23 protein-coding genes are annotated in these 22,636 nt (G+C 60.4%); 18 read left to right on the plus strand and 5 right to left on the minus strand.

Features of this window, described 5'->3' with window-relative positions; genetic code table 11:
- Window positions 1-104 precede the first annotated feature (104 nt).
- Window positions 105-323 (plus strand): bacterioferritin-associated ferredoxin, encoded by a 219-nt coding sequence (locus ACSPX5_RS17615; RefSeq protein ID WP_007953193.1) that lies wholly within the window; start codon window positions 105-107, stop codon window positions 321-323.
- A gap of 199 nt (window positions 324-522) precedes the next feature.
- The gene (gene bfr, locus ACSPX5_RS17620; protein WP_169431706.1) at window positions 523-999 is read left to right on the plus strand and encodes a bacterioferritin; all 477 of its coding nucleotides are present in this window, start codon (window positions 523-525) and stop codon (window positions 997-999) included.
- A 106-nt stretch (window positions 1,000-1,105) separates the two neighbouring features.
- Here the strand turns inward: bfr and grxD are convergent, their stop codons facing one another.
- The 3 genes from grxD to ACSPX5_RS17635 form a co-directional block, all read right to left on the minus strand.
- The gene (gene grxD / locus ACSPX5_RS17625) at window positions 1,106-1,447 is read right to left on the minus strand and encodes a Grx4 family monothiol glutaredoxin (RefSeq protein ID WP_039765841.1); all 342 of its coding nucleotides are present in this window, start codon (window positions 1,445-1,447) and stop codon (window positions 1,106-1,108) included.
- A 97-nt stretch (window positions 1,448-1,544) separates the two neighbouring features.
- Window positions 1,545-3,650, minus strand: coding sequence for a molybdopterin oxidoreductase family protein (locus ACSPX5_RS17630; RefSeq protein ID WP_439819994.1), 2,106 nt, complete (start codon window positions 3,648-3,650; stop codon window positions 1,545-1,547).
- Between the two features lie 131 nt (window positions 3,651-3,781).
- Window positions 3,782-4,072 (minus strand): hypothetical protein, encoded by a 291-nt coding sequence (locus ACSPX5_RS17635; RefSeq protein WP_169431708.1) that lies wholly within the window; start codon window positions 4,070-4,072, stop codon window positions 3,782-3,784.
- Between the two features lie 392 nt (window positions 4,073-4,464).
- Here ACSPX5_RS17635 and argF point away from each other — a divergent pair, with 392 nt between their 5' ends.
- Together argF and ACSPX5_RS17645 are read left to right on the plus strand one after the other, a co-directional pair.
- A complete protein-coding gene (gene argF, locus ACSPX5_RS17640; RefSeq protein WP_207866720.1) occupies window positions 4,465-5,385 on the plus strand; it encodes an ornithine carbamoyltransferase in 921 nt (306 codons plus the stop codon).
- Window positions 5,382-6,491: an ABC transporter ATP-binding protein gene (locus ACSPX5_RS17645; RefSeq protein WP_207866719.1), complete on the plus strand. Its 1,110-nt coding sequence runs from the start codon at window positions 5,382-5,384 to the stop codon at window positions 6,489-6,491. The genes argF and ACSPX5_RS17645 overlap by 4 nt, the downstream gene beginning before the upstream one ends.
- 49 nt (window positions 6,492-6,540) lie before the next feature.
- On the opposite strand, the gene ACSPX5_RS17650 is transcribed toward ACSPX5_RS17645, so the two are convergent.
- Both ACSPX5_RS17650 and ybaK read right to left on the minus strand, forming a co-directional pair.
- Window positions 6,541-7,323: a PhzF family phenazine biosynthesis protein gene (locus ACSPX5_RS17650; RefSeq protein WP_169431711.1), complete on the minus strand. Its 783-nt coding sequence runs from the start codon at window positions 7,321-7,323 to the stop codon at window positions 6,541-6,543.
- 89 nt (window positions 7,324-7,412) lie between these two features.
- Window positions 7,413-7,883: a Cys-tRNA(Pro) deacylase gene (ybaK, locus tag ACSPX5_RS17655; protein ID WP_207866718.1), complete on the minus strand. Its 471-nt coding sequence runs from the start codon at window positions 7,881-7,883 to the stop codon at window positions 7,413-7,415.
- Window positions 7,884-8,244: 361 nt separating this feature from the next.
- Here ybaK and ACSPX5_RS17660 point away from each other — a divergent pair, with 361 nt between their 5' ends.
- The 14 genes from ACSPX5_RS17660 to ACSPX5_RS17725 all read left to right on the plus strand — a co-directional run bounded on the left by ACSPX5_RS17660 (window position 8,245) and on the right by ACSPX5_RS17725 (window position 22,598).
- Window positions 8,245-9,096: an MIP/aquaporin family protein gene (locus ACSPX5_RS17660; RefSeq protein WP_439819995.1), complete on the plus strand. Its 852-nt coding sequence runs from the start codon at window positions 8,245-8,247 to the stop codon at window positions 9,094-9,096.
- A gap of 78 nt (window positions 9,097-9,174) precedes the next feature.
- Window positions 9,175-10,677: a glycerol kinase GlpK gene (gene glpK / locus ACSPX5_RS17665; protein ID WP_439819996.1), complete on the plus strand. Its 1,503-nt coding sequence runs from the start codon at window positions 9,175-9,177 to the stop codon at window positions 10,675-10,677.
- A 239-nt stretch (window positions 10,678-10,916) separates the two neighbouring features.
- Complete coding sequence (locus ACSPX5_RS17670; protein WP_007953179.1) at window positions 10,917-11,672, plus strand: DeoR/GlpR family transcriptional regulator; 756 nt, start codon at window positions 10,917-10,919, stop codon at window positions 11,670-11,672.
- A 197-nt stretch (window positions 11,673-11,869) separates the two neighbouring features.
- Window positions 11,870-13,408 carry a glycerol-3-phosphate dehydrogenase gene (glpD, locus tag ACSPX5_RS17675; RefSeq protein ID WP_439819997.1) on the plus strand — a complete coding sequence of 513 codons (1,539 nt, stop codon included), beginning with the start codon at window positions 11,870-11,872 and terminating at the stop codon, window positions 13,406-13,408.
- Between the two features lie 340 nt (window positions 13,409-13,748).
- A complete protein-coding gene (locus tag ACSPX5_RS17680) occupies window positions 13,749-14,675 on the plus strand; it encodes a glutamate/aspartate ABC transporter substrate-binding protein (RefSeq protein WP_169431715.1) in 927 nt (308 codons plus the stop codon).
- Between the two features lie 192 nt (window positions 14,676-14,867).
- Window positions 14,868-15,614 carry an amino acid ABC transporter permease gene (locus ACSPX5_RS17685; RefSeq protein WP_169431716.1) on the plus strand — a complete coding sequence of 249 codons (747 nt, stop codon included), beginning with the start codon at window positions 14,868-14,870 and terminating at the stop codon, window positions 15,612-15,614.
- Window positions 15,614-16,285, plus strand: coding sequence for an amino acid ABC transporter permease (locus tag ACSPX5_RS17690; protein ID WP_169431717.1), 672 nt, complete (start codon window positions 15,614-15,616; stop codon window positions 16,283-16,285). The genes ACSPX5_RS17685 and ACSPX5_RS17690 overlap by 1 nt, the downstream gene beginning before the upstream one ends.
- The gene (locus ACSPX5_RS17695; RefSeq protein ID WP_007953170.1) at window positions 16,282-17,016 is read left to right on the plus strand and encodes an amino acid ABC transporter ATP-binding protein; all 735 of its coding nucleotides are present in this window, start codon (window positions 16,282-16,284) and stop codon (window positions 17,014-17,016) included. The genes ACSPX5_RS17690 and ACSPX5_RS17695 overlap by 4 nt, the downstream gene beginning before the upstream one ends.
- Window positions 17,017-17,181: 165 nt before the next feature.
- The gene (locus ACSPX5_RS17700) at window positions 17,182-19,095 is read left to right on the plus strand and encodes a sensor histidine kinase (protein ID WP_169431718.1); all 1,914 of its coding nucleotides are present in this window, start codon (window positions 17,182-17,184) and stop codon (window positions 19,093-19,095) included.
- Window positions 19,092-20,420 (plus strand): sigma-54-dependent transcriptional regulator, encoded by a 1,329-nt coding sequence (locus ACSPX5_RS17705; protein ID WP_207866715.1) that lies wholly within the window; start codon window positions 19,092-19,094, stop codon window positions 20,418-20,420. Before ACSPX5_RS17700 ends, ACSPX5_RS17705 begins: the two co-directional genes overlap by 4 nt.
- A gap of 20 nt (window positions 20,421-20,440) precedes the next feature.
- The gene (locus ACSPX5_RS17710; protein ID WP_169432693.1) at window positions 20,441-20,770 is read left to right on the plus strand and encodes a GlpM family protein; all 330 of its coding nucleotides are present in this window, start codon (window positions 20,441-20,443) and stop codon (window positions 20,768-20,770) included.
- 121 nt (window positions 20,771-20,891) lie between these two features.
- The gene (locus ACSPX5_RS17715; protein ID WP_169431720.1) at window positions 20,892-21,812 is read left to right on the plus strand and encodes an arginase; all 921 of its coding nucleotides are present in this window, start codon (window positions 20,892-20,894) and stop codon (window positions 21,810-21,812) included.
- Window positions 21,809-22,183, plus strand: coding sequence for a transporter (locus tag ACSPX5_RS17720; protein ID WP_169431721.1), 375 nt, complete (start codon window positions 21,809-21,811; stop codon window positions 22,181-22,183). The genes ACSPX5_RS17715 and ACSPX5_RS17720 overlap by 4 nt, the downstream gene beginning before the upstream one ends.
- Before the next feature lie 31 nt (window positions 22,184-22,214).
- Window positions 22,215-22,598 (plus strand): transporter, encoded by a 384-nt coding sequence (locus ACSPX5_RS17725; protein WP_439819998.1) that lies wholly within the window; start codon window positions 22,215-22,217, stop codon window positions 22,596-22,598.
- The last annotated feature ends 38 nt before the right edge of the window (window positions 22,599-22,636 follow it).

Below are 22,636 nucleotides of genomic sequence, written 5' to 3' on the forward strand. Positions count from 1 at the left end.
ACAGGCGTTGGCGATGAAAACCACTGGGAAAGCACTTTGACAATCATTCTCGTTAACATTAAGATCCATCGCAATTGAGTCACAACCAGCGACGGTTCTCACTTATGTATGTTTGCCTCTGCACTGGCGTCACCGACGGACAGATCCGCGAAGCGATCTATGAAGGTTGCTGCAGCTATAAAGAAGTCCGTCAGGCCACCGGCGTCGCCAGCCAATGCGGCAAATGTGCGTGCCTCGCGAAGGAAGTGGTCCGCGAAACCCTGACCAAGCTGCAAACCGCCCAGGCTGCGATCCCCTACCCGGCAGAATTTACCGCCGCGTAATTATCACGAATTCGAAGAACCGGACTTATGTCCGGTTTTTTTATGCCTGAAAATCAATTGCTTAGCGTCTAGACGCGGAACACAAACATTCTTATTCAGATTAATTTTCATTTATTATTCAATAACTTAGGTTTGACACTTATAAATACCCAGCTCAAACTCTGCCTTATATACCGCTACTTAGGGCAGGACTCCCACCATGAAAGGCGACGTAACAGTCATCCAGCATCTCAACAAGATCCTTGCCAATGAGCTGGTCGCGATCAATCAGTACTTCCTGCATGCGCGCATGTACGAAGATTGGGGCCTGAACAAGCTGGGCAAGCACGAGTACCACGAATCCATCGACGAGATGAAGCACGCGGACAAGCTGATCAAGCGCATCCTGTTCCTCGAAGGCCTGCCGAACGTCCAGGACCTGGGCAAGCTGCACATCGGCGAGCACACCAAGGAAATGCTGGAGTGCGACCTGCGTATCGAGCGTACCGGTCACGCCGACCTGAAGGCAGCCATCGCTCATTGCGAATCCGTTGGCGACTTCGGCAGCCGCGAACTGCTTGAAGACATTCTTGAGTCCGAAGAAGAACACATCGACTGGCTGGAAACCCAACTCGGCCTGATCGATAAAGTCGGTCTTGAGAACTATCTGCAATCGCAGATGGGCGACGACGAGTGATTAGCCAGCGCTAAACACGAGATACAAAAAAGCCCCGCCCTCTTTCAAGAGGCGGGGCTTTTTATTGCCCGGACTTCAGACTCGCCGAAATCCAGGCTGAAACCAATCAGGCTTCGGACTTGGCCGCAGCAGCCTTGGCGGATGCTTCCTTGACCAGGGTCTGCAGTTCACCGTTGGCGAACATTTCAGCCATGATGTCGCTGCCACCGACCAGTTCACCGGCTACCCACAGTTGCGGGAAAGTCGGCCAGTTGGCGTACTTTGGCAGGTTGGCACGGATTTCCGGGTTCTGCAGGATGTCGACGTAGGCGAACTTCTCGCCACAGCCCATTACAGCCTGCGCAGCTTTCGCGGAGAAGCCACACTGCGGGGCATTCGGCGAGCCTTTCATGTAAAGCAGAATGGTGTTGTTGGCAATCTGCTCTTTAATCGTTTCGATGATATCCATGGAGCACCTCGGCTGAACTTTCCGACTCATGGGTCGGCACGGTGGCGCATTGTAACGGAATCCCGAGCGCCCTGCTCGGTCTCCCCGACAGACTTGCTCAAGCCGCCGCCACCGTCACCGGCACGCCGTTGAGCGCCGCATTGCCTGACAGCTCGTCGAGCTGGCATTCATCGGTCAGGTCATTGGCGCTCGAGCCCGGCTGGCCACTGGCAATCGCCATCTGCACCCCCGGCCGGGCATGACCCCAGCCGTGGGGCAGGCTGACCACGCCCGGCATCATGTCCGCACTGCCGAGCACCTCGACCTCGATCTGGCCGACCCTTGAACTGACCCGCACCAGTTGACCATCACTGAGCCCGCGACTGGCGAGATCCTCCGGATTCATCAACAACTGATGACGCGGCTTGCCCTTCACCAGTCGATGATAGTTGTGCATCCACGAGTTGTTGCTGCGCACATGACGGCGACCAATCATCAACAGTTCACCGGCGGCCGGCGCCTGCAAAGCAGAGAAACGCGCCAGGTCGGCGAGAATTTCCGGCGGCGCGGCCTGAACGCGTTGATTGGCGGTCTTCAATCGCGGTGTCAGGTTGGGTTTCAGCGCTCCCAGATCAACGCCGTGGGGATGATCGAACAGCGTCGCCAGCGACAATCTGTGTTCGGACGCATCGCCATAGGCGCCCATGCGCAACCCCATGTCGATCATCTTCGCCGGCGGCATCGTCGGTTTCAGTTCCTTGCCGGTCTTCGCCGCAAAGGCCTTGGCCAGGCCGACGAAGATTTCCCAGTCGTGCAGTGCGCCTTCAGGTTTGGCGAGAATCGACCGGTTGAAACGGGTGACGTTGCGCACCGCAAACAGGTTGAAGGTGGTGTCGTAGTGATCGTTCTCCAGCGCCGAGGTCGACGGCAGGATCAGGTCGGCATAGCGCGTGGTTTCGTTGATATACAGGTCGACACTGACCATGAACTCCAACCCGTCCAGCGCCTGCTCCAGTTGCCGGCCGTTGGGCGTGGACAGCACCGGGTTGCCGGCGACGGTGATTAACGCGCGGATCTGTCCTTCACCTTCGGTGAGCATTTCTTCGGCCAGTGCCGAGACCGGTAACTCGCCGCCGTATTCAGGACGCCCCGAAACACGGCTCTGCCATTTGTTGAAGTGCCCGCCTGAAGTCGATGCCACCAGATCCACCGCAGGCTCCGTGCACAGTGCACCGCCAACCCGATCGAGGTTGCCGGTCACCAGGTTGATCAACTGCACGACCCAATGGCACAGCGTGCCGAAAGCCTGAGTGGAAACCCCCATCCGGCCGTAACAGACGGCGCTCGGCGCGGCGGCGAAGTCCCGGGCCAGCTGGCGGATCTGTTCGGAGGGAACGGCGCACAACGGGCTCATGGCTTCGGCGGTGAAGCCCGCCACCGCCGCGCGAACCTCATCCAGACCGTCCACCGGCAAATGACTGCCTCGAGCCAGCCCCTCATCGAACAGCGTGTTGAGTACACCAAACAGCAACGCCGCATCACCACCCGGGCGCACGAACAAATGCTGATCGGCCATCGCCGCCGTCTCGCTGCGCCGTGGGTCGACCACCACTACTTTGCCGCCCCGGGCCTGGATCGCCTTCAGACGTTTCTCGACATCCGGCACGGTCATGATGCTGCCGTTGGACGCCAGCGGATTGCCGCCCAGGATCAGCATGAAATCCGTGTGATCGATATCCGGGATCGGCAGCAGCAAACCGTGGCCGTACATCAGGTAGCTGGTCAGGTGATGGGGCAGTTGGTCGACAGAAGTGGCCGAGTAACGATTGCGGGTTTTCAGCAGCCCCAGAAAGTAATTGCTGTGGGTCATCAGCCCGTAGTTGTGCACGCTGGGATTGCCCTGATACACGGCAACCGCATTCTGACCATGACGCTCCTGAATGGCCGAGAGCTTTTCGGCTACAAGCTCGAACGCTTCGTCCCACTCGATCGGCAACCATTCACTGCCGACCCGCCGCACGGGCTGGCGCAGACGATCCGGATCATTCTGGATGTCTTGCAGCGCGACGGCCTTGGGGCAGATGTGCCCGCGACTGAAGGTATCCAGTGCATCCCCCTTGATCGAGGTGATCTGCACCTGGCCGTCGGTTTCTGTGGTTTCGATGGTCAAGCCGCAGATGGCTTCACACAGGTGGCAGGCACGGTGATGGAGAGTCTTGGTCATGGCCAGTCTCTGTCTTGTTCTGGGCAGGCAAGCACGCCTGCGGGAACAAAACTATGGCGCGTGGCCGGGCGCCGCGCCAGCGACGTTCGTCTTGTGAATCGGCGGCCATCAGGCCGGCCGATAGACCCGCGTCAGTTCGCCGGAAGCTGTGGCGGTGCGGCCAGCTGGATTTCCTGGATGGTCTCGATCTGCTCGTGCGCGACGTGCACGCCGGTGAGTTCGCCGATCAATCGCCAGTGCTCATCGAGTCCGGCGCTAATGGTGGCCATGCGATCGATCATATGGCGGCCGGCCGTCTTGACCACTTCGTCTTCACTGCGCAGCAGTTCGAAAGACATTGAAGTGACCGATGCGGTCAGATGAGTCAGTGAGCGTGCCGTGTGGCCCAGCAATTCCATTAACAGTTTTTCTTTCGATTCCATGCGGAGGCTTCCTGCGTCGCTCGTGAGTTATTTATAACCCAGCACTTTGCTTTAGCAAATGTTTCAGATCTGACATCCGACCAGCGAATCCATGGCTGACCAGTCGCAAACCGACCAGACCTGTTCCATCCCCGCCCCGCCTGATTGCCAAGCCGTGCGACGTCAGTGTACAAAGGTCTGGAACCCGGCTCCAAACCGGCGCTTCGAGTGACCTCGTCACCCCCGCACAATCCGCAAAAATCGTAGCCTATTGGAAAAACGCGACATTTAGTGTCAATATCGCGCCTCCCCCTATTTCGTCGCCCCGTGCGGCTTACGCCGCAGGTCTCGCCCGTTGTTCCGATAAACAAGGCTTTGAGCATCTGCGGTTTGTAGCAAAAAGGTAGTCAATGATGAGCGCAAGGCACTTTCTCTCCCTGATGGATTGCACGCCCGAAGAGCTGGTCAGCGTGATCCGTCGAGGCGTTGAGCTCAAGGACCTGCGTAACCGCGGCGTACTGTTCGAGCCTTTGAAAAACCGCGTCCTGGGGATGATCTTCGAGAAATCCTCGACCCGTACCCGGATCTCCTTCGAGGCCGGCATGATCCAGCTCGGTGGCCAGGCGATCTTCCTTTCGCCGCGCGACACCCAGCTGGGCCGTGGCGAGCCCATCGGCGACTGCGCCATCGTCATGTCGAGCATGCTCGATGCGGTGATGATCCGTACCTTTGCCCATAGCACCCTGACCGAATTTGCCGCCAACTCCCGCGTGCCGGTGATCAACGGCCTGTCCGATGACCTGCACCCGTGCCAGTTGCTGGCCGACATGCAGACCTTCCTCGAACACCGTGGCTCGATCCAGGGCAAGACCGTGGCCTGGATCGGCGATGGCAACAACATGTGCAACAGCTATATAGAAGCGGCGATCCAGTTCGACTTCCAGTTGCGCGTGGCCTGCCCTGAAGGCTACGAGCCAAATCCCGAGTTCGTGGCCCGGGCCGGTGATCGCGTGACCATCGTCCGCGACCCGAAAGACGCCGTGCGTGGCGCGCATCTGGTCAGCACCGATGTCTGGACCTCCATGGGCCAGGAAGAGGAAACCGCCAAGCGCCTGAAGCTGTTTGCTCCGTTTCAGGTCAACCGCGCCCTGCTCGACCTGGCTGCCGATGACGTGCTATTCATGCACTGCCTGCCCGCCCACCGCGGTGAGGAAATCAGCCTCGACCTGCTTGATGACCCGCGCTCCGTCGCCTGGGATCAGGCAGAAAACCGTCTCCACGCACAGAAGGCCCTGCTCGAGTTCCTCGTCGAACCGGCATATCACCACGCATGAGTCATGAATTACTGCTGAACCTGCGCAACCTCGCTTGCGGCTATCAAGATCAACGTGTGGTGCAGAACCTCAATCTGCACCTCAACGCCGGCGACATCGGTTGCCTGCTCGGCTCGTCCGGCTGCGGCAAGACCACCACCCTGCGCGCCATCGCCGGTTTCGAACCGGTGCACGAAGGGGAAATCCAGCTCGGCGGGGAAACCCTCTCCAGCGCCGGTTTCACCCTCGCCCCGGAGAAGCGCCGGATCGGCATGGTGTTCCAGGACTACGCGCTGTTCCCGCACCTGAGTGTCGCGGACAACATCGCCTTCGGCATTCGCAAGCACCCGAACAAGGAGCGCGTCGTCGAAGAACTGCTGGAACTGGTCAACCTGAAGAACCTCGGCAAGCGCTTCCCGCACGAACTGTCCGGCGGCCAGCAGCAACGTGTTGCCCTCGCCCGCGCCCTGGCGCCGGAACCGCAACTGCTGCTGCTCGACGAGCCGTTCTCCAACCTCGACGGCGAACTGCGACGCAAGCTCAGCCATGAAGTGCGCGACATCCTCAAGGCCCGTGGCACCAGCGCAATTCTGGTGACCCACGATCAGGAAGAAGCCTTCGCCGTCAGCGATCACGTCGGCGTGTTCAAGGAAGGCCGGCTGGAGCAGTGGGATACGCCTTACAACCTCTATCACGAACCGGCGACACCGTTTGTTGCCAGCTTCATTGGCCAGGGCTATTTCATTCGCGGCCAGCTCGGCAGCCCGGAATCGGTGCACACCGAACTTGGTGAACTGCGCGGCAATCGCGCCTACACCTGGCCGGTCGGTGGCGCGGTGGATGTGCTGCTGCGTCCGGACGACATCGTTTACGCGCCGGACAGCGGGCTGAAAGCACGGATCGTCGGCAAGACATTCCTTGGGGCTTCGACCCTGTATCGCCTGCAACTGCCGACCGGCGCTCAACTGGAATCGATCTTCCCGAGCCATGCTGACCATCAGATCGGTGCTGATGTCGGGATTCGTGTGGCGGCGGAACATCTGGTGCTGTTCCAGGCGTCCGGCAGCACCGCTGCGCAGATTCCCGCTGTGGAAAACGGCGTTCGTCGCTACAGCACCGCGCACTGATCTGCCGACAAACAATGAGGGAGCCTGATGGCTCCCTTGTTTTTTGCTCTCAGCCCAGCATCAATGTGCCGCTGGCAACCAGGGTCGCATGTCCGCCGATCTTCACCCGCTCGCCTTCCAGCCGACAGAACAACTCCCCGCCCCGCGACGAACGCTGGCAAGCCGTCAGGCTCGATTTGCCCAGCCGCTTGGACCAATACGGGATCAGGCTGCAATGGGTCGAGCCGGTCACCGGATCTTCATTGATGCCAATGGCAGGAGCAAAATAGCGCGAGACGAAATCATGCTGATTGCCCCGGGCCGTGACGATGGCACCGAGCCAGGGCAGTTTGGCCAGGGCGACCATGTCCGGCGTGCAATCGAGCACCGCCTGCTCCGACTCGAGCACCACGAACAGCTCGTTGGAACCCAGCACATCCACCGCCTGAACGCCCAACGCTCGCTCGACATCCAGTGTCACGCCGATTTCCGAAGGGGTGATGGCCGGAAAATCCAGCCACAATCGGTTGCCTTCCCGACTGACACTCAACGGCCCGGACTTGCAGATGAACTCCAGACGCTCGGCCGTTTCCTTGTAAATCTCGAACAGCACATACGCACTGGCCAGGGTCGCGTGACCGCACAACGGCACCTCGGTGGTCGGCGTGAACCAGCGGATGTGCCAAGCCTGACCTTCGCGCACCAGAAACGCGGTTTCCGCCAGGTTGTGCTCGGCGGCGATCTTCTGCATCAAGTTGTCCGAGAGCCAGGCGTCGAGCCGATAGACCATCGCCGGGTTGCCACTGAACGGCCTATCGCTGAATGCGTCGACCTGATGAAACTCGAGCTGCATAACCTTCTCCCCTTGTCAGTCGAAAGAGCATGGCGCTACGGCTCGTTCATCGCCAGTGACAGAGCCGGTCAATTTTTCTCATACAGAACTCAGACGCGACCAATGTCGGCGAACTTCGCCTGGGTGTGCTCGGCGAGAACCGCGGGCGCCAGTTCGACCTCCAGCCCGCGTCGACCGGCACTGACATAAATGGTCGCAAACCCTTGGGCGGAATTATCAATAAAAGTGCGCAGGCGCTTTTTCTGTCCCAGCGGACTGATGCCGCCCAACAGGTAACCGGTGGAACGTTGCGCAGCGGCCGGGTCGGCCATTTCGACTTTCTTTACTCCGGCCGCGTGGGCGAGCCCCTTGAGGTCGAGACTTCCGACGACCGGCACCACCGCCACCAGCAATTCACCTTTTTCACTGGCCGCCAGCAGAGTCTTGAACACTTGTGCCGGCTCCAGCCCCAGTTTTTCCGCGGCCTCCAGCCCGTAGGACGCCGCTTTCGGGTCATGTTCGTAACTGTGCACGCGATGTTCGGCACGAACTTTTTTCAACAAGTCCAACGCAGGGGTCATGGCAGCTCCAGGCTCGGCAGTAACAAAAAAACCTGCGCCGGATTCTAGGCCATCGCCAAGCAAAAGGCTCTATTGCGCGCCACGTTTCCCGGGGCTTGCAGGCTGACAGCCGGATTGCCCGGCGAGTGCCCCGCAGGATCATTCACCTGACTGATAGTTTATTTGTGACTGACGGTTCACTTTCGACCTTTGACAGCTTTGTTTCTTGTCTATATTTTTTCGAATCTGAATAATGTAAGAATTATGGTCACCGCAGCAACCAGCAGTAAACCGGGAACAGGATGGGGATCCTGCCCCGGCGAAAATCGCGCCTTGCCCTGTCGGCAAACGCGCCAGACAACAACAAAAACCGAGGTTTTCAATGACAACTGCGTTACAGCAACCATCGCTCTCGAGCCAGTGCATGGCCGAGTTTCTGGGTACTGCACTTCTGATCTTCTTCGGTACAGGCTGCGTCGCCGCGCTCAAGGTCGCGGGCGCCAGCTTCGGTCTGTGGGAAATCAGCATCATCTGGGGCGTCGGCGTGAGCATGGCGATCTACCTCACCGCCGGGGTTTCCGGTGCGCACCTGAACCCTGCCGTCAGTATTGCCCTGAGCATTTTTGCCGACTTCGAAAAGCGCAAACTGCCGTTCTACATCCTTTCACAGATTGCCGGCGCCTTCTGCGGCGCGCTGTTGGTTTACACGCTGTACAGCAACCTGTTCTTCGATTTCGAACAGACTCACCATATGGTTCGTGGTTCGGCCGCCAGCCTGGAACTGGCGTCGGTGTTCTCCACCTTCCCGAACCCTGCGCTGTCGACGGCCCAGGCGTTCCTGGTCGAGGTGATCATCACGGCGATCCTGATGGGCGTGATCATGTCCCTGACCGACGATAACAACGGCCTGCCGAAAGGCCCGCTGGCGCCGCTGCTGATCGGCCTGTTGATTGCCGTGATCGGCAGCTCGATGGGCCCGCTGACCGGTTTCGCGATGAACCCGGCCCGCGACTTCGGTCCGAAACTGATGACTTTCTTCGCAGGCTGGGGTGAAATTTCCTTCACCGGCGCACGTGAAATCCCGTACTTCCTGATTCCGATTTTTGCACCGATTGTCGGTGCCTGCCTCGGCGCTGCCGGGTATCGCGGGCTGATTGCCCGTCACCTGACCGGCGCCACACCTGCTACAAAGGATGCAGAACCGGCCATTGACGGCAAACCAAGAACTTCTTGAAACAAGTCGGCGCGGGCTCCTGCCAATCCGAGCCTGCGCCACGGCCCACTCTCCCTTATTTCGTCCAAGGCAATCGACATGACCGACATTCAGAATAAGAACTACATCATTGCCCTCGATCAGGGTACGACCAGCTCCCGCGCGATCATTTTCGACCGCGATGCGAACGTGGTCTGCACCGCGCAGCGCGAATTCGCCCAGCATTACCCGCAAGCCGGCTGGGTCGAACACGACCCGATGGAAATCTTCGCCACCCAGAGCGCGGTGATGGTCGAAGCGCTGGCCCAGGCCGGTCTGCATCACGATCAGGTGGCCGCCATCGGCATCACCAACCAGCGTGAAACCACCGTGGTCTGGGACAAGACCACCGGTCGCCCGGTCTACAACGCGATCGTCTGGCAATGCCGCCGCAGCACCGAGATCTGCCAGCAGCTCAAGCGCGACGGTCATGAAGACTACATCCGCGACAACACCGGTCTGGTGACCGACCCGTACTTCTCCGGCACCAAACTGAAGTGGATCCTCGACAACGTCGAGGGCAGCCGTGAACGTGCGCGCAACGGCGAACTGCTGTTCGGCACCGTCGACAGCTGGCTGATCTGGAAATTCACTGGCGGCAAGGTCCACGTCACCGACTACACCAACGCCTCGCGCACCATGCTCTTCAACATCCACACGCTTGAGTGGGACACGAAGATGCTGGAGATCCTCGACATCCCGCGCGAGATGCTGCCGGAAGTCAAAGCCTCCTCGGAAATCTACGGTCGTACCAAGAGCGGCATCGCCATCGGCGGTATCGCCGGCGACCAGCAGGCCGCGCTGTTCGGCCAGATGTGCGTGGAGCCGGGCCAGGCGAAAAACACCTACGGCACCGGCTGCTTCCTGCTGATGAACACCGGCGACAAAGCGGTGAAATCGCAACACGGCATGCTCACCACCATCGCCTGTGGCCCACGCGGCGAAGTGGCTTACGCACTGGAAGGCGCGGTGTTCAACGGTGGCTCGACCGTGCAGTGGCTGCGCGATGAGCTGAAAATCATCAACGACGCCCACGACACCGAATACTTCGCCAATAAAGTGAAGGACAGTAACGGCGTTTATCTGGTGCCAGCCTTCACCGGCCTCGGCGCTCCCTACTGGGACCCGTATGCCCGTGGCGCGCTGTTCGGCCTGACCCGCGGCGTGCGTGTGGATCACATCATCCGCGCCGCGCTGGAATCGATCGCCTACCAGACCCGCGACGTACTCGACGCCATGCAACAGGACTCCGGCGAACGCCTCAAGGCCCTGCGCGTGGACGGCGGTGCGGTAGCCAACAACTTCCTCATGCAGTTCCAGGCCGACATCCTCGGCACTCAGGTCGAGCGCCCGCAAATGCGCGAAACCACAGCGCTCGGCGCGGCTTACCTGGCCGGCCTGGCGTGCGGTTTCTGGGGCAGCCTGGAAGAACTGCGCGGCAAGGCAGTGATCGAGCGCGAGTTCGAACCGAGTCTGGACGAAGCGGCCAAAGAGAAGCTCTATAAAGGCTGGAAAAAAGCCGTCAGCCGTACCCGTGACTGGGAACGCGAGGACGCTGAATAAGCCAGTCTGAGGACTGACTAAGGCTGGTCCAAACAGCGTGAAAGCGTAGCGAGCGAAGGCAAGACAAGGCAAAAACAGGCGAGGACGCGGAGTTTACGGGTTTGTAAATGAGCAGTCCGAGCCTGTTTTTAACGCAGGATTGCCGAGCGCAGTAGCTTTCACGTTGTTTGGAAACTGGTCGGGAGGAGATTCCTGCGTCATCATGGGCAAATTTTGCACGGCAGCCCAAAGGAAGCCCCATGAATCTGCCTCCCCGTCAGCAGCAAATCCTCGAGCTGGTCCGCGAACGCGGCTATGTGAGCATCGAGGAAATGGCCACGCTGTTCGTTGTTACCCCGCAAACCATCCGCCGCGATATCAATCAACTGGCGGAAGCCAATCTGCTGCGTCGCTACCATGGCGGCGCCGCTTATGATTCCAGCGTCGAAAACACCGCCTATGCGATGCGCGCCGATCAGATGCGCGATGAAAAACAACGCATCGGTGAAGCCATCGCCGCGCAGATCCCCGATCACGCCTCGCTGTTCATCAACATCGGCACCACCACCGAATCGATTGCCCGCGCCCTGCTCAATCACAGCCATCTGAAGATCATCACCAACAACCTGCACGTCGCTTCGATGCTCAGCGCCAAGGATGATTTCGATGTGCTGCTGACCGGCGGCAACGTGCGTCGCGACGGCGGCGTGGTGGGTCAGGCGAGCGTGGATTTCATCAACCAGTTCAAGGTCGACTTTGCGCTGGTGGGCATCAGCGGTATCGACGAAGACGGCAGCCTGCTCGACTTCGATTACCAGGAAGTGCGAGTGTCCCAGGCAATCATCGCCAATGCCCGGCAGGTGATTCTGGCGGCGGACTCCAGCAAGTTCGGGCGTAACGCGATGATCCGCCTCGGCCCGATCAGCCTGATCGATTGCCTGGTGACCGATCAGCAACCGGTGCCGGCCCTGGCGCAATTGCTGAGCCAGCACAAGATTCGCCTGGAAGTCGTTTAACCCTCTCCCGCAGAAGGCGCCTGCACCGGCGCCTTATGCACATCTGATGTTCGAATATTTTCCTTTCCCCGCCCTTCGATGAGTTTTTTCAATCGAAGTCGACTGGCTGCGCGCGTCTTTATGGGCTACCATTTTCGCAAATGAACATTCATGTTCGATTTCCAAGACAGAAAATCAAAAGAGCCCGAGGCCAGCCGATGTCCACATCTACCTTGCGTACGCCCCCTATCTCCGAGATCTACGACATCGCCGTCATCGGCGGCGGGATCAATGGCGTGGGGATCGCAGCGGATGCCGCCGGTCGCGGTCTCTCGGTGTTCCTTTGCGAAAAGGACGACCTGGCCAGCCATACCTCATCGGCCAGCAGCAAGCTGATCCACGGTGGTCTGCGCTACCTCGAACATTATGAATTCCGTCTGGTGCGCGAAGCCTTGGCCGAACGCGAAGTGCTGCTGGCCAAGGCCCCGCACATCGTCAAGCCGATGCGTTTCGTGCTGCCGCACCGCCCGCACCTGCGTCCGGCGTGGATGATCCGTGCCGGCCTGTTCCTCTATGACCACCTTGGCAAGCGCGAGAAACTGGCAGGCTCGAAAAGCCTGAAGTTCGGCGCCGACAGTGCATTGAAAAGCGAAATCCGCAAAGGCTTCGAATACTCCGACTGCTGGGTCGACGACGCCCGTCTCGTGGTGCTCAACGCCATGGCCGCCCGCGAAAAAGGCGCCCATGTGCACACCCAGACCCGTTGCGTCAGCGCCCGCCGTGCCAAGGGCCTGTGGCACCTGAACCTGGAGCGCGCCGACGGCAGCCTGTTTTCGATCACCGCCAAAGCGCTGGTGAACGCCGCCGGCCCGTGGGTCGCCAAGTTCATCCGTGACGACCTGAAGATGGAATCACCGTACGGTATCCGACTGATCCAGGGCAGCCACATCATCGTGCCGAAACTGTACGAGGGCGATCACGCGCACATCCTGCAAAACGAAGATCAGCGCATCGTTTTCACCATTCCGTACCTGAACAATCTGACGCTGATCGGCACCACCGACCGCGAGTACACCGGCGATCCGGCCAAAGTGGCAATCACCGACGGCGAAACCGATTACCTGCTGAAAGTGGTCAACGCCCACTTCAAGAAACAGATCGGCCGTGACGACATCCTGCACACCTACTCGGGCGTACGTCCGCTGTGCAACGACGAGTCCGACAATCCTTCGGCCGTGACCCGCGACTACACCCTGGCGCTGTCCGGCAGCACCGAAGAAGCGCCGTTGCTGTCGGTATTCGGCGGCAAGCTGACCACCTACCGCAAACTCGCCGAGTCGGCGATGGCACAACTGATGCCGTTCTTCACTCAGATGCGCCCGAGCTGGACCGCCAGCGCCACCCTGCCGGGCGGCGAAGACATGACCACGCCGCAGGCCTTGAGCGCGCTGATTCGCGACAAGTTCGACTGGGTACCGACCGAAATCGCCCGCCGCTGGGCCACCACCTACGGCAGCCGCACCTGGCGCATGCTCGAAGGCGTCGACACCCTGACCGACCTGGGCGAACACATCGGCGGCGGACTCTACACCCGTGAAGTCGATTACCTGTGCGCCGAAGAGTGGGCCACCACCGCGCATGACATCCTGTGGCGCCGCAGCAAACTGGGGCTGTTCACCACCCCGGCCGAGCAGGAAAGACTGGCGGCGTACCTGAACAAGGTCGAGCAGAACCGCAGCAAGATCGAAGCGGCCTGATTCGTTCGTCGCCGAACAAAAAGCCCCTGAATCGAAAGATTCAGGGGCTTTTTGCATTCAAGCTGAAACAAGGCGCATTGAAGACGTTCGGTTTTCCGAACGCGACCTGACGGTCAATTCGGTTAACCGGATCAGATTCATGGAAAAACACCATCACAAAACTTTAATAACGTTATAAATCAATGCATTAACGCCTATCGACTGGTCTGGCACGACTCATGCTCTACACTCCTTCGACGAATGCCTGTTGCGCCAGCACAACAGGAGCCGTCAGGCATTCGAAGTACAAAAGGGCCCGCTCAACCGGCTCCATAAAAAAAACAATGTCGAGGAAAATTTGATGCGCATCGTTCCCCATATCCTGGGCGCAGCCATTGCTGCCGCTCTGATCAGCACACCAGTTTTCGCTGCCGAGCTCACCGGCACCCTTAAGAAGATCAACGACTCGGGCACCATCACCCTCGGGCATCGTGACAGCTCCATTCCGTTCTCCTACATCGCCGATGCTTCGGGCAAACCCGTGGGCTACTCCCACGACATTCAGGTCGCTATCGTCGAAGCCCTGAAAAAAGACCTGAACAAGCCTGACCTGAACGTCAAGTACAACCTGGTCACCTCGCAGACCCGTATCCCGCTGGTACAGAACGGCACCGTGGACATCGAGTGCGGCTCCACCACCAACAACGCCGAACGCGCCCAGCAAGTGGCCTTCACCACCAACATCTTCGAAATCGGCACCCGCCTGCTGGTCAAGAAAGACAAGGAAGGCAAGCCGTCCTACGCTGACTTCGCCGACCTGAAAGGCAAGAACGTCGTGACCACCGCCGGCACCACCTCCGAGCGCATCATCAAGGCGATGAACGCTGACAAGCAGATGGGCATGAACGTCATCTCCGCCAAGGACCACGGCGAATCCTTCCAGATGCTGGAGAGCGGCCGCGCCGTCGCCTTCATGATGGACGACGCCCTGCTGGCCGGCGAAGAAGCCAAGGCCAAGAAGCCGGACGACTGGGTCATCACCGGTACTGCACAGTCCTTCGAAGCCTACGCGTGCATGGTCCGCAAAGACGACCCGGCCTTCAAGAAGGCTGTAGACGACGCCATCGTCGCGCTCTACAAATCCGGCGAGATCAACAAGATCTACAGCAAGTGGTTCGAGAGCCCGATCCCGCCGAAGGGTCTGAACCTGAACTTCCCGATGAGCGATAAGGTTAAAGAGCTGATCGCCAATCCGAGCGACAAGCCTGCGCCAGACGTAAAAATCTGACACTGATCTAACCTTGTCACCTGAGGGAGCCAACCCTCCCTCGGGCGACAGTTAATACCTGCTGGTTTCAACTGGAACACTCGACCTGGTGGTTTTCGAGCCGATCGCGTGTGCCTGACGTTCAACGTCAGACGGGAAAGGATCTTCCCCAGGCGGGCACTTGTACATCGATCGAATCGAGGGGAGACCCTAATGAATTACAACTGGGACTGGGGCGTGTTCTTCAAGTCCACCGGCGTGGGCAGCGAGACCTATCTCGACTGGTTCATCTCCGGCCTGGGCTGGACCATCGCCATCGCCATCGTGGCCTGGATCATCGCCCTGTTGCTGGGCTCGCTGCTGGGCATCATGCGCACCGTGCCGAACCGCATCGTGTCGGGCATCGCGACCTGCTACGTCGAACTGTTCCGCAACGTGCCGCTGCTGGTTCAGCTGTTCATCTGGTACTTCCTGGTACCCGACATGCTGCCGCAGAACCTGCAGGACTGGTACAAACAGGACCTGAACCCGACCACCTCGGCCTACCTGAGCGTTGTCGTGTGCCTGGGCCTGTTCACCGCCGCCCGGGTCTGCGAACAGGTTCGCACCGGTATCCAGGCGCTGCCGCGCGGCCAGGAATCCGCCGCTCGCGCCATGGGTTTCAAGCTGCCGCAGATCTACTGGAACGTGCTGCTGCCCCAGGCCTACCGGATCATCATTCCACCGCTCACCTCGGAATTTTTGAACGTGTTCAAGAACTCCTCCGTGGCGTCCCTGATCGGTCTGATGGAGCTGCTGGCGCAAACCAAACAGACCGCCGAATTCTCGGCCAACCTGTTTGAAGCCTTCACCCTGGCGACCCTGATCTATTTCACCCTGAACATGAGCCTGATGCTGCTGATGCGCATGGTCGAGAAGAAAGTCGCCGTGCCCGGCCTGATCTCCGTGGGGGGTAAATAATGGAATTCGATTTCAGTGGCATCGTTCCGGCCATTCCCGGCCTGTGGAACGGCATGCTGATGACCCTCAAGCTGATGGCGCTGGGCGTGGTCGGCGGGATCATCCTCGGTACCATCCTTGCGTTGTGCCGTCTGTCCCACAGCAAACTGCTGTCGAGCATCGCCGGCGCCTACGTCAACTATTTCCGTTCGATCCCGCTGCTGCTGGTGATCACCTGGTTCTACCTGGCGGTGCCGTTCGTGCTGCGCTGGATCACCGGCGAAGACACCCCGATCGGCGCGTTCACCTCGTGCATCGTGGCGTTCATGATGTTCGAAGCGGCGTATTTCTGCGAAATCGTCCGGGCCGGCGTGCAGTCGATTCCCAAGGGCCAGATGGGTGCGGCGCAAGCACTGGGCATGACCTACGGCCAGATGATGCGCCTGATCATCCTGCCCCAGGCGTTCCGCAAGATGACCCCGCTGCTGCTGCAACAGAGCATCATCCTGTTCCAGGACACCTCGCTGGTCTACACCGTGGGCCTGGTGGACTTCCTCAACGCCTCGCGCGCCAGTGGCGACATCATTGGCCGCTCGAATGAGTTCCTGATCTTCGCAGGTCTCGTGTACTTCACCATCAGCTTTGCCGCCTCGCAGCTGGTCAAGCGTCTGCAAAAAAGGTTCGCCGTATGATCTCTATCAAGAACATCAACAAGTGGTATGGGGACTTCCAGGTGCTGACCGATTGCAGCACCGAGGTCAAGAAGGGTGAAGTGATCGTGGTCTGCGGCCCGTCCGGTTCGGGCAAGTCGACCCTGATCAAGTGCGTCAACGCACTGGAGCCGTTCCAGAAAGGCGACATCGTGGTCGACGGCACATCGATTGCCGATCCGAAGACCAACCTGCCGAAACTGCGCTCGCGCGTCGGCATGGTGTTCCAGCATTTCGAACTGTTCCCGCACCTGACCATCACCGAAAACCTGACCATCGCGCAGATCAAGGTGCTGGGCCGCAGCAAGGAAGAAGCGACCAAAAAAGGCCTGCAACTGCTGGAGCGCGTCGGCCTCTCGGCTCACGCCCACAAGCACCCGGGCCAACTGTCCGGTGGTCAGCAACAGCGTGTGGCGATCGCCCGTGCGCTGGCGATGGACCCGATCGTCATGCTGTTCGACGAACCGACCTCGGCACTGGACCCGGAAATGGTCAACGAAGTGCTCGACGTGATGGTGCAACTGGCCCACGAAGGCATGACCATGATGTGTGTGACCCACGAAATGGGCTTCGCCCGCAAAGTGGCCGACCGCGTAATCTTCATGGACGCCGGCAAGATCATCGAAGACTGCAAGAAAGAAGAGTTCTTTGGCGACATCAGCCAGCGCTCCGAACGCGCGCAGCATTTCCTCGAGAAAATCCTGCAGCACTAAAACCACACACCGCTCCCCAACTGTGGGAGCGGGCTTGCTCGCGAACGGGCCGGCACTTTCAACATCATCGTTGGCTGCCCCACCGCTTTCGCGAGCACGCCCGCTCCCACATTGGATCGATTCTGATCCTGAGATTTGTGTTGTGGTTGACCCAAGGCATCTGTGATGAAATGCGACCCCAATCTTTATCGCGCAACCACGCCATCACTTGCCGTGAAACCCCGTCTGATCCGCCATTTGTTCCTGCCGCCGCTGGTCATCGTTTTGATGGTCGGGCTGGGTTACGCCGGCTTCTGGACCAGTGAACACTTCGGCATTCGCAGCCTCAGCGAAAACGGCCAGCGTCAACTCGAACTGAACGCCCGGGCCGTCGAAAGCGAAATCAGCAAATACACCTACCTGCCCAGCCTGCTGGAGCTCGAATCGAGCGTTTCACAGTTGCTCGGCGACCCGACTCCGGAACACCGGCAAACGGTCAACGATTACCTTGAAGGCCTGAACCGGCGCAGCCGAAGTCGGGCCATCTATGTCATGGACACTACCGGCCGGGTCATGGCCACCAGCAACTGGCGCGATGTCGACAGCTACCTCGGCGAGGACCTGTCGTTCCGTGCCTACTTTCAGAAAGCGGTACGCGGTCAGCCCGGACGTTTCTACGGGATCGGCAGCACCAATGGCGAACCCGGCTATTACCTGGCCCATGGCCTGGAAGAACACGGCAAGATCATCGGTGTCGCGGTGGTCAAGGTCCGTATGGAGGCCATGGAGGAGCGCTGGCAACGGGCGCGCCTGGAAGCCTTCGTCAGTGACGAGAACGGCATCATCATTCTTTCCAGCGACCCGGCCCGACGCCTGAAATCCGTGGTGCCACTGAGCGACGAGACCAAGGAAAAACTCGCCCGCAGCCTGCAGTACTACTGGTTTCCGCTCAACGAACTGCAACCGCTGGCCCGGGAAACCCTGGCCGAAGGCGTGGAAAAACTCACCTTCCCGGCCAACAGCGAAGTCCCGAGCCAACAGGATGGCGACGAAGAGAACATCAGCTACCTGGCGCAGACCCGGCCATTGAGCGATACACCGTGGAACTTCACCCTGCTCACGCCGTTGCAGGACCTGCGGCGCGAAGCGATCAATCAGGGGATTCTGGTAGCCGTGGCGTTTGCCTTGGTGGCGTTCCTGCTAATTGCCTGGAACGAGCGCCGCAAGGTCATCGCCACCCGCCTCGCCGCCCGGGAAGCCCTGCAGGAAGCCAACAATCAGCTGGAGCGTCGGATTACCGAACGCACCGCCGATCTGCGCGCCAGCAACGAGCGGCTCAAGAGTCAGATCCGCGAACGCCGTCAGGCCGAAGAAACCTTGCGCCGGGCCCAGGACGAACTGGTGCAGGCCGGTAAACTCGCAGCCATCGGCCAGATGTCCACCAGCATCGCCCACGAACTGAATCAGCCACTGGCGGCGATGCGCACGCTGTCGGGCAATACCGTGCGTTTCCTGGAACGGGGTCAGCTGGATGTCGCCAGCACCAACCTCAAGACCATCAACGACCTGATCGACCGCATGGGCCGGATCACCGCCAGCCTGCGCTCGTTCGCCCGGCGCGGTGACGACAAGGGTCGCGCCAGCCTCGGCAAAGCGGTGGACGCCGCGCTGCAGGTGCTCGGCGCCCGTGTCGAAAAAGCCGCGCTGCAAGTGCATCGTCAGTTCATTGATGTGCAAGTACAGATCGACCAGACGCGACTGGAACAGATTCTGGTCAACCTGATCGGCAACGCCCTCGACGCCATGCAGGCACAACCGCTGCCGGAGCTGTGGCTGGAAGGCGAAGAATTTGACGGCAAATATCGCCTGCGGGTGCGCGACAACGGTCACGGCATCGACGCCGAAGCGCGCAAGCATCTGTTCGAACCGTTTTTCACCACCAAACCCGGCGAACAGGGCCTGGGCCTCGGCCTGACCCTCTCCGCCAGTCTGGCCGCCGCCACTGGCGGGCATCTGGGTGTCGAGCACCCGGCCGGCGGTGGTACCACTTTCGTCCTCAGTTTACCGTTGGTAAGCCCTACTCCTGCCGAGCCAATATGAACAATGACCTTAGTGTGCTGATTGTCGAAGACGATCCCCATGTGCTGCTCGGCTGCCAGCAGGCACTGACCCTGGAAGACATTCCCTGCATCGGCGTCGGCAGTGCCGAGGAAGCCCTGGAGCGGGTCGGCGACAATTTCGCCGGCATCGTCATCAGTGACATCCGCCTGCCCGGCATCGACGGTCTGGAACTGCTGACCCGCCTCAAGCAACGGGACCGCAGCCTGCCGGTGGTTTTGATCACCGGTCACGGCGACATCTCCATGGCCGTCGGCGCGATGCAGAAAGGCGCCTATGACTTCATGGAAAAACCGTTCTCCCCGGAACGGCTGGTGGACGTCGCCCGGCGTGCGCTGGAGCAACGCAGCCTGAACCGCGAAGTCTCGTTCCTGCGCCGGCAACTGGCCGAGCGCGACTCCCTTGAGGGTCGAATCATCGGTCGCTCGCCGGCCATGCAGAACCTGCGCGAGCTGATCGCCAACGTCGCCGACACCTCGGCCAACGTGTTGATCGAAGGCGAAACCGGTACCGGCAAGGAACTGGTCGCCCGTTGCCTGCATGACTTCAGCCGCCGCCACACCAGACAATTCGTCGCGCTGAACTGCGGCGGCCTGCCGGAAAACCTGTTCGAAAGCGAGATCTTCGGCCACGAGGCCAACGCCTTCACCGGCGCCGGCAAGCGGCGGATCGGCAAGATCGAACACGCCGACGGCGGCACGCTGTTCCTCGATGAAGTGGAAAGCATGCCGTTGCCGTTACAGATCAAGCTGCTGCGGGTGTTGCAGGAACGCACCCTCGAACGCCTCGGCTCGAACCAGAGCGTGGCGGTGGATTGCCGGGTGATCGCGGCGACCAAATCCGACCTCGATGAATCGAGCAAGGCCGGGGCGTTTCGCAGCGACTTGTACTACCGCCTCAACGTGGTGACGCTGGAACTGCCGCCCCTGCGCGAGCGCCGCGAAGACATCCTGCAACTGTTCGAACACTTCACCCAGCAGTCGGCCCTGCGCTTCGACCGAGCGCTGCCGGAGCTGGACAACCAGACCCTGTCCAGCCTGATGAGCCACGACTGGCCGGGCAACGTGCGCGAATTGCGCAACGTCGCCGAACGTTTCGCCCTCGGTTTGCCGGCGTTCAAGAAGTCAGGCGCCAGCAGTGGCGGTCAGGGCCTGGCGTTCGCCGAAGCGGTGGAAGCCTTTGAACGCAACCTGCTCAGCGACGCCCTGCAGCGCAGCGGCGGCAACCTGACCCAGGCCAGTCAGGAACTGGGCATGGCCAAGACCACGCTGTTCGACAAAGTGAAAAAGTACGGCTTGAACCATTAAGCGAGAACGATGTGGATCTGATTTTCAAGGCAACGCTCGGTGCGGCAGTGGTGGTGATTCTTGCCATGCTGGCCAAGACCAGAAACTACTACATCGCAGGACTGGTGCCGCTGTTTCCGACCTTCGCCCTGATCGCCCATTACGTCGTCGGCAAGGGCCGTTCGCTCGACGACCTGAAGACCACCATCGTGTTCGGCATGTGGTCGATCATTCCGTACTTCGTGTACCTGGCGACGCTGTACGTGATGGTTGACCGGATGCGCCTTGAAGCTTCATTGGCCGTGGCGGCTGTCGCGTGGCTGATGGCAGCGACGACACTGGTCAGCGTCTGGATCCGCCTGCACGCCTGAGCTGGCGTCTGGGCGAGGGCCTGGCCCGTCCCTTGCATTTACCCCCGAAAGCCCGCCCGGCCGGCGCTCATGTTCGATGAGGCCGGTGTCTGGGAGGGTCTGCCAAGGGTGAATTGCGACCTTGAACATTTTAGATCTCGACCACAGCCTGACCGGTCAGGCGTCCATCGCACGACTGCTCGACAGCGGCCGTGCCCGGCGCCTGGACCTGCTCGACCTGGGCCCGAAACTTCGGCTCTGGTCCAGCGAGCGCACCTTCCGCCGTTTCACCGAACGCCTGCGCGAGCGGCCCCGGCACAGCGGCCCCGCACCGGAAATCTTTTTTGTCGGCTCCGGCGACTATCACCATCTGACGCCGGCCTTCCTGACTGATTTGCCGGAGCCGGTGAGCCTGATCCACTTCGACAACCACCCCGACTGGGTTCACTTCGCGCCCCGCCGGCATTGCGGTTCGTGGGTCAATCAGGCCCTGAAACTGCCGAACATCGAACGTATCGTCACCCTCGGGCCGTGCAGTGACGACCTGCAGAATCCGCAGATCAAGGGTGGCAATCTCGGCGCCCTCAAACGCGGGGTGTTGCAGCTGTTCCCGTGGCAGCACCCGCCGTCGAAAGTCTGGGGCCGGGTTGGTGACGGCGCCGGTCATCAGCAACAGGAAAACCTGCTGCACTGGAACAATCTGGCCGATCAGGACTGGTCGGCGTTTCTCGAGCGGATGATCGCCAGCCTGCCCACCCAGGCGGTGTGGATCACCATCGACAAGGATGTGCTGGCCAGCGAAGACGCCGCGACCAATTGGGATCAGGGCCAGATGCGCCTGAGCCACTTGCTCCAGGCCATCCGCAGCCTGGCCGCCAGCAAGCGCATTATCGGCATCGACATCTGCGGCGAGTTCGCCCGCCCGGCCTTCAGCAACGCGTTCAAACGCTGGGAAGCCAAGTCCGACCAGCCGCCGGCAGAACGCTGGAGCGAGACCGATCTGCTGCGCAATTCGGCGACCAACCAGGCGCTGATCGAGTTGTTCGAGGAGCTGTTCCCATGACTTTCACCGTCATCATGCTGGTAGCGTTTTCCATCGTGCTCGACGTGATCGGCCAGCTCTGTTTCAAGCTCGGCCTGGATCGTCTGCCTGAGCTTGAGGGCGGTTTTCGGCTAGGTGCGTTCTGGGGGCAGGTGTTCAATGCGCCGCTGCTGTGGTGCGGGATCGGCGCCTACGTGATCGAGTTTTTCGTCTGGCTCGAAGCGCTGTCCCGGGCCCCCCTGAGCCTGTTGTTTCCCGCCGCCGCGCTGGCGTATTGCGGCGTGGTGCTGGCCGGCAAGTCGTTCCTCGGCGAAACCGTCAGCCGCCGCCGCTGGCTGGGCACTCTGGTGATTACGGCGGGCGTGATGCTCGTGTGTGTCGGCCATGCCTGATTCTCAACTGATACTCAAAAGGAATGGCTCGATGGATTGGCTTCATGGCCGCCTCGGCACCGTGGTGCTCTGGGCGTTGCTGATCATTCTGGAAAGTGGCGGACAGATCGCGACCAAGGTCGGCGGCGATCAACTGGGGCAAATGGACTTCACCCTGCAATGGCTGCTCAGCGTCGCCCAGGCGCCGGGTGTGCTGGTGGCGATTGCCTGCTACATCGGCGCGTTCTTTGTCTGGATGCTGATTCTGCGGCGCAGCAGCCTGTCACTGGCGTTCCCGCTCAGTTCGCTGGTATTCGTCGGGGTGTTGCTGGGGTCGTGGCTGGGGCTGGGCGAACAGATCAGCCCGCTGCACTGGGTGGGCGTGGCCGTGATCATGGGCGGCATTGCGCTGCTGGCCGAGGGCGAGGAAAACTGATGTGAACGGTCGTGGGAGCCCGCGGGCTCCCACATTGG

Source organism: Pseudomonas sp. HLG18 (assembly GCF_051903985.1).
In the GTDB taxonomy this organism is placed as follows: Bacteria; Pseudomonadota; Gammaproteobacteria; order Pseudomonadales; family Pseudomonadaceae; genus Aquipseudomonas; species Aquipseudomonas fluorescens_BT.

Coding starts and splice junctions, on each gene's coding strand:
- ACSPX5_RS17660 (WP_439819995.1), top strand. CDS start 8,245: ATGACAACTGCGTTACAGCAACCATCGCTCTCGAGCCAGTGCATGGCC.
- ybaK (WP_207866718.1), bottom strand. CDS start 7,883: ATGACCCCTGCGTTGGACTTGTTGAAAAAAGTTCGTGCCGAACATCGC.
- grxD (WP_039765841.1), bottom strand. CDS start 1,447: ATGGATATCATCGAAACGATTAAAGAGCAGATTGCCAACAACACCATT.
- glpD (WP_439819997.1), top strand. CDS start 11,870: ATGTCCACATCTACCTTGCGTACGCCCCCTATCTCCGAGATCTACGAC.
- ACSPX5_RS17685 (WP_169431716.1), top strand. CDS start 14,868: ATGAATTACAACTGGGACTGGGGCGTGTTCTTCAAGTCCACCGGCGTG.
- ACSPX5_RS17695 (WP_007953170.1), top strand. CDS start 16,282: ATGATCTCTATCAAGAACATCAACAAGTGGTATGGGGACTTCCAGGTG.
- glpK (WP_439819996.1), top strand. CDS start 9,175: ATGACCGACATTCAGAATAAGAACTACATCATTGCCCTCGATCAGGGT.
- ACSPX5_RS17635 (WP_169431708.1), bottom strand. CDS start 4,072: ATGGAATCGAAAGAAAAACTGTTAATGGAATTGCTGGGCCACACGGCA.
- ACSPX5_RS17670 (WP_007953179.1), top strand. CDS start 10,917: ATGAATCTGCCTCCCCGTCAGCAGCAAATCCTCGAGCTGGTCCGCGAA.
- ACSPX5_RS17680 (WP_169431715.1), top strand. CDS start 13,749: ATGCGCATCGTTCCCCATATCCTGGGCGCAGCCATTGCTGCCGCTCTG.
- ACSPX5_RS17700 (WP_169431718.1), top strand. CDS start 17,182: ATGAAATGCGACCCCAATCTTTATCGCGCAACCACGCCATCACTTGCC.
- argF (WP_207866720.1), top strand. CDS start 4,465: ATGAGCGCAAGGCACTTTCTCTCCCTGATGGATTGCACGCCCGAAGAG.
- ACSPX5_RS17705 (WP_207866715.1), top strand. CDS start 19,092: ATGAACAATGACCTTAGTGTGCTGATTGTCGAAGACGATCCCCATGTG.
- ACSPX5_RS17725 (WP_439819998.1), top strand. CDS start 22,215: ATGGATTGGCTTCATGGCCGCCTCGGCACCGTGGTGCTCTGGGCGTTG.
- ACSPX5_RS17615 (WP_007953193.1), top strand. CDS start 105: ATGTATGTTTGCCTCTGCACTGGCGTCACCGACGGACAGATCCGCGAA.
- ACSPX5_RS17630 (WP_439819994.1), bottom strand. CDS start 3,650: ATGACCAAGACTCTCCATCACCGTGCCTGCCACCTGTGTGAAGCCATC.
- ACSPX5_RS17720 (WP_169431721.1), top strand. CDS start 21,809: ATGACTTTCACCGTCATCATGCTGGTAGCGTTTTCCATCGTGCTCGAC.
- bfr (WP_169431706.1), top strand. CDS start 523: ATGAAAGGCGACGTAACAGTCATCCAGCATCTCAACAAGATCCTTGCC.
- ACSPX5_RS17645 (WP_207866719.1), top strand. CDS start 5,382: ATGAGTCATGAATTACTGCTGAACCTGCGCAACCTCGCTTGCGGCTAT.
- ACSPX5_RS17690 (WP_169431717.1), top strand. CDS start 15,614: ATGGAATTCGATTTCAGTGGCATCGTTCCGGCCATTCCCGGCCTGTGG.
- ACSPX5_RS17650 (WP_169431711.1), bottom strand. CDS start 7,323: ATGCAGCTCGAGTTTCATCAGGTCGACGCATTCAGCGATAGGCCGTTC.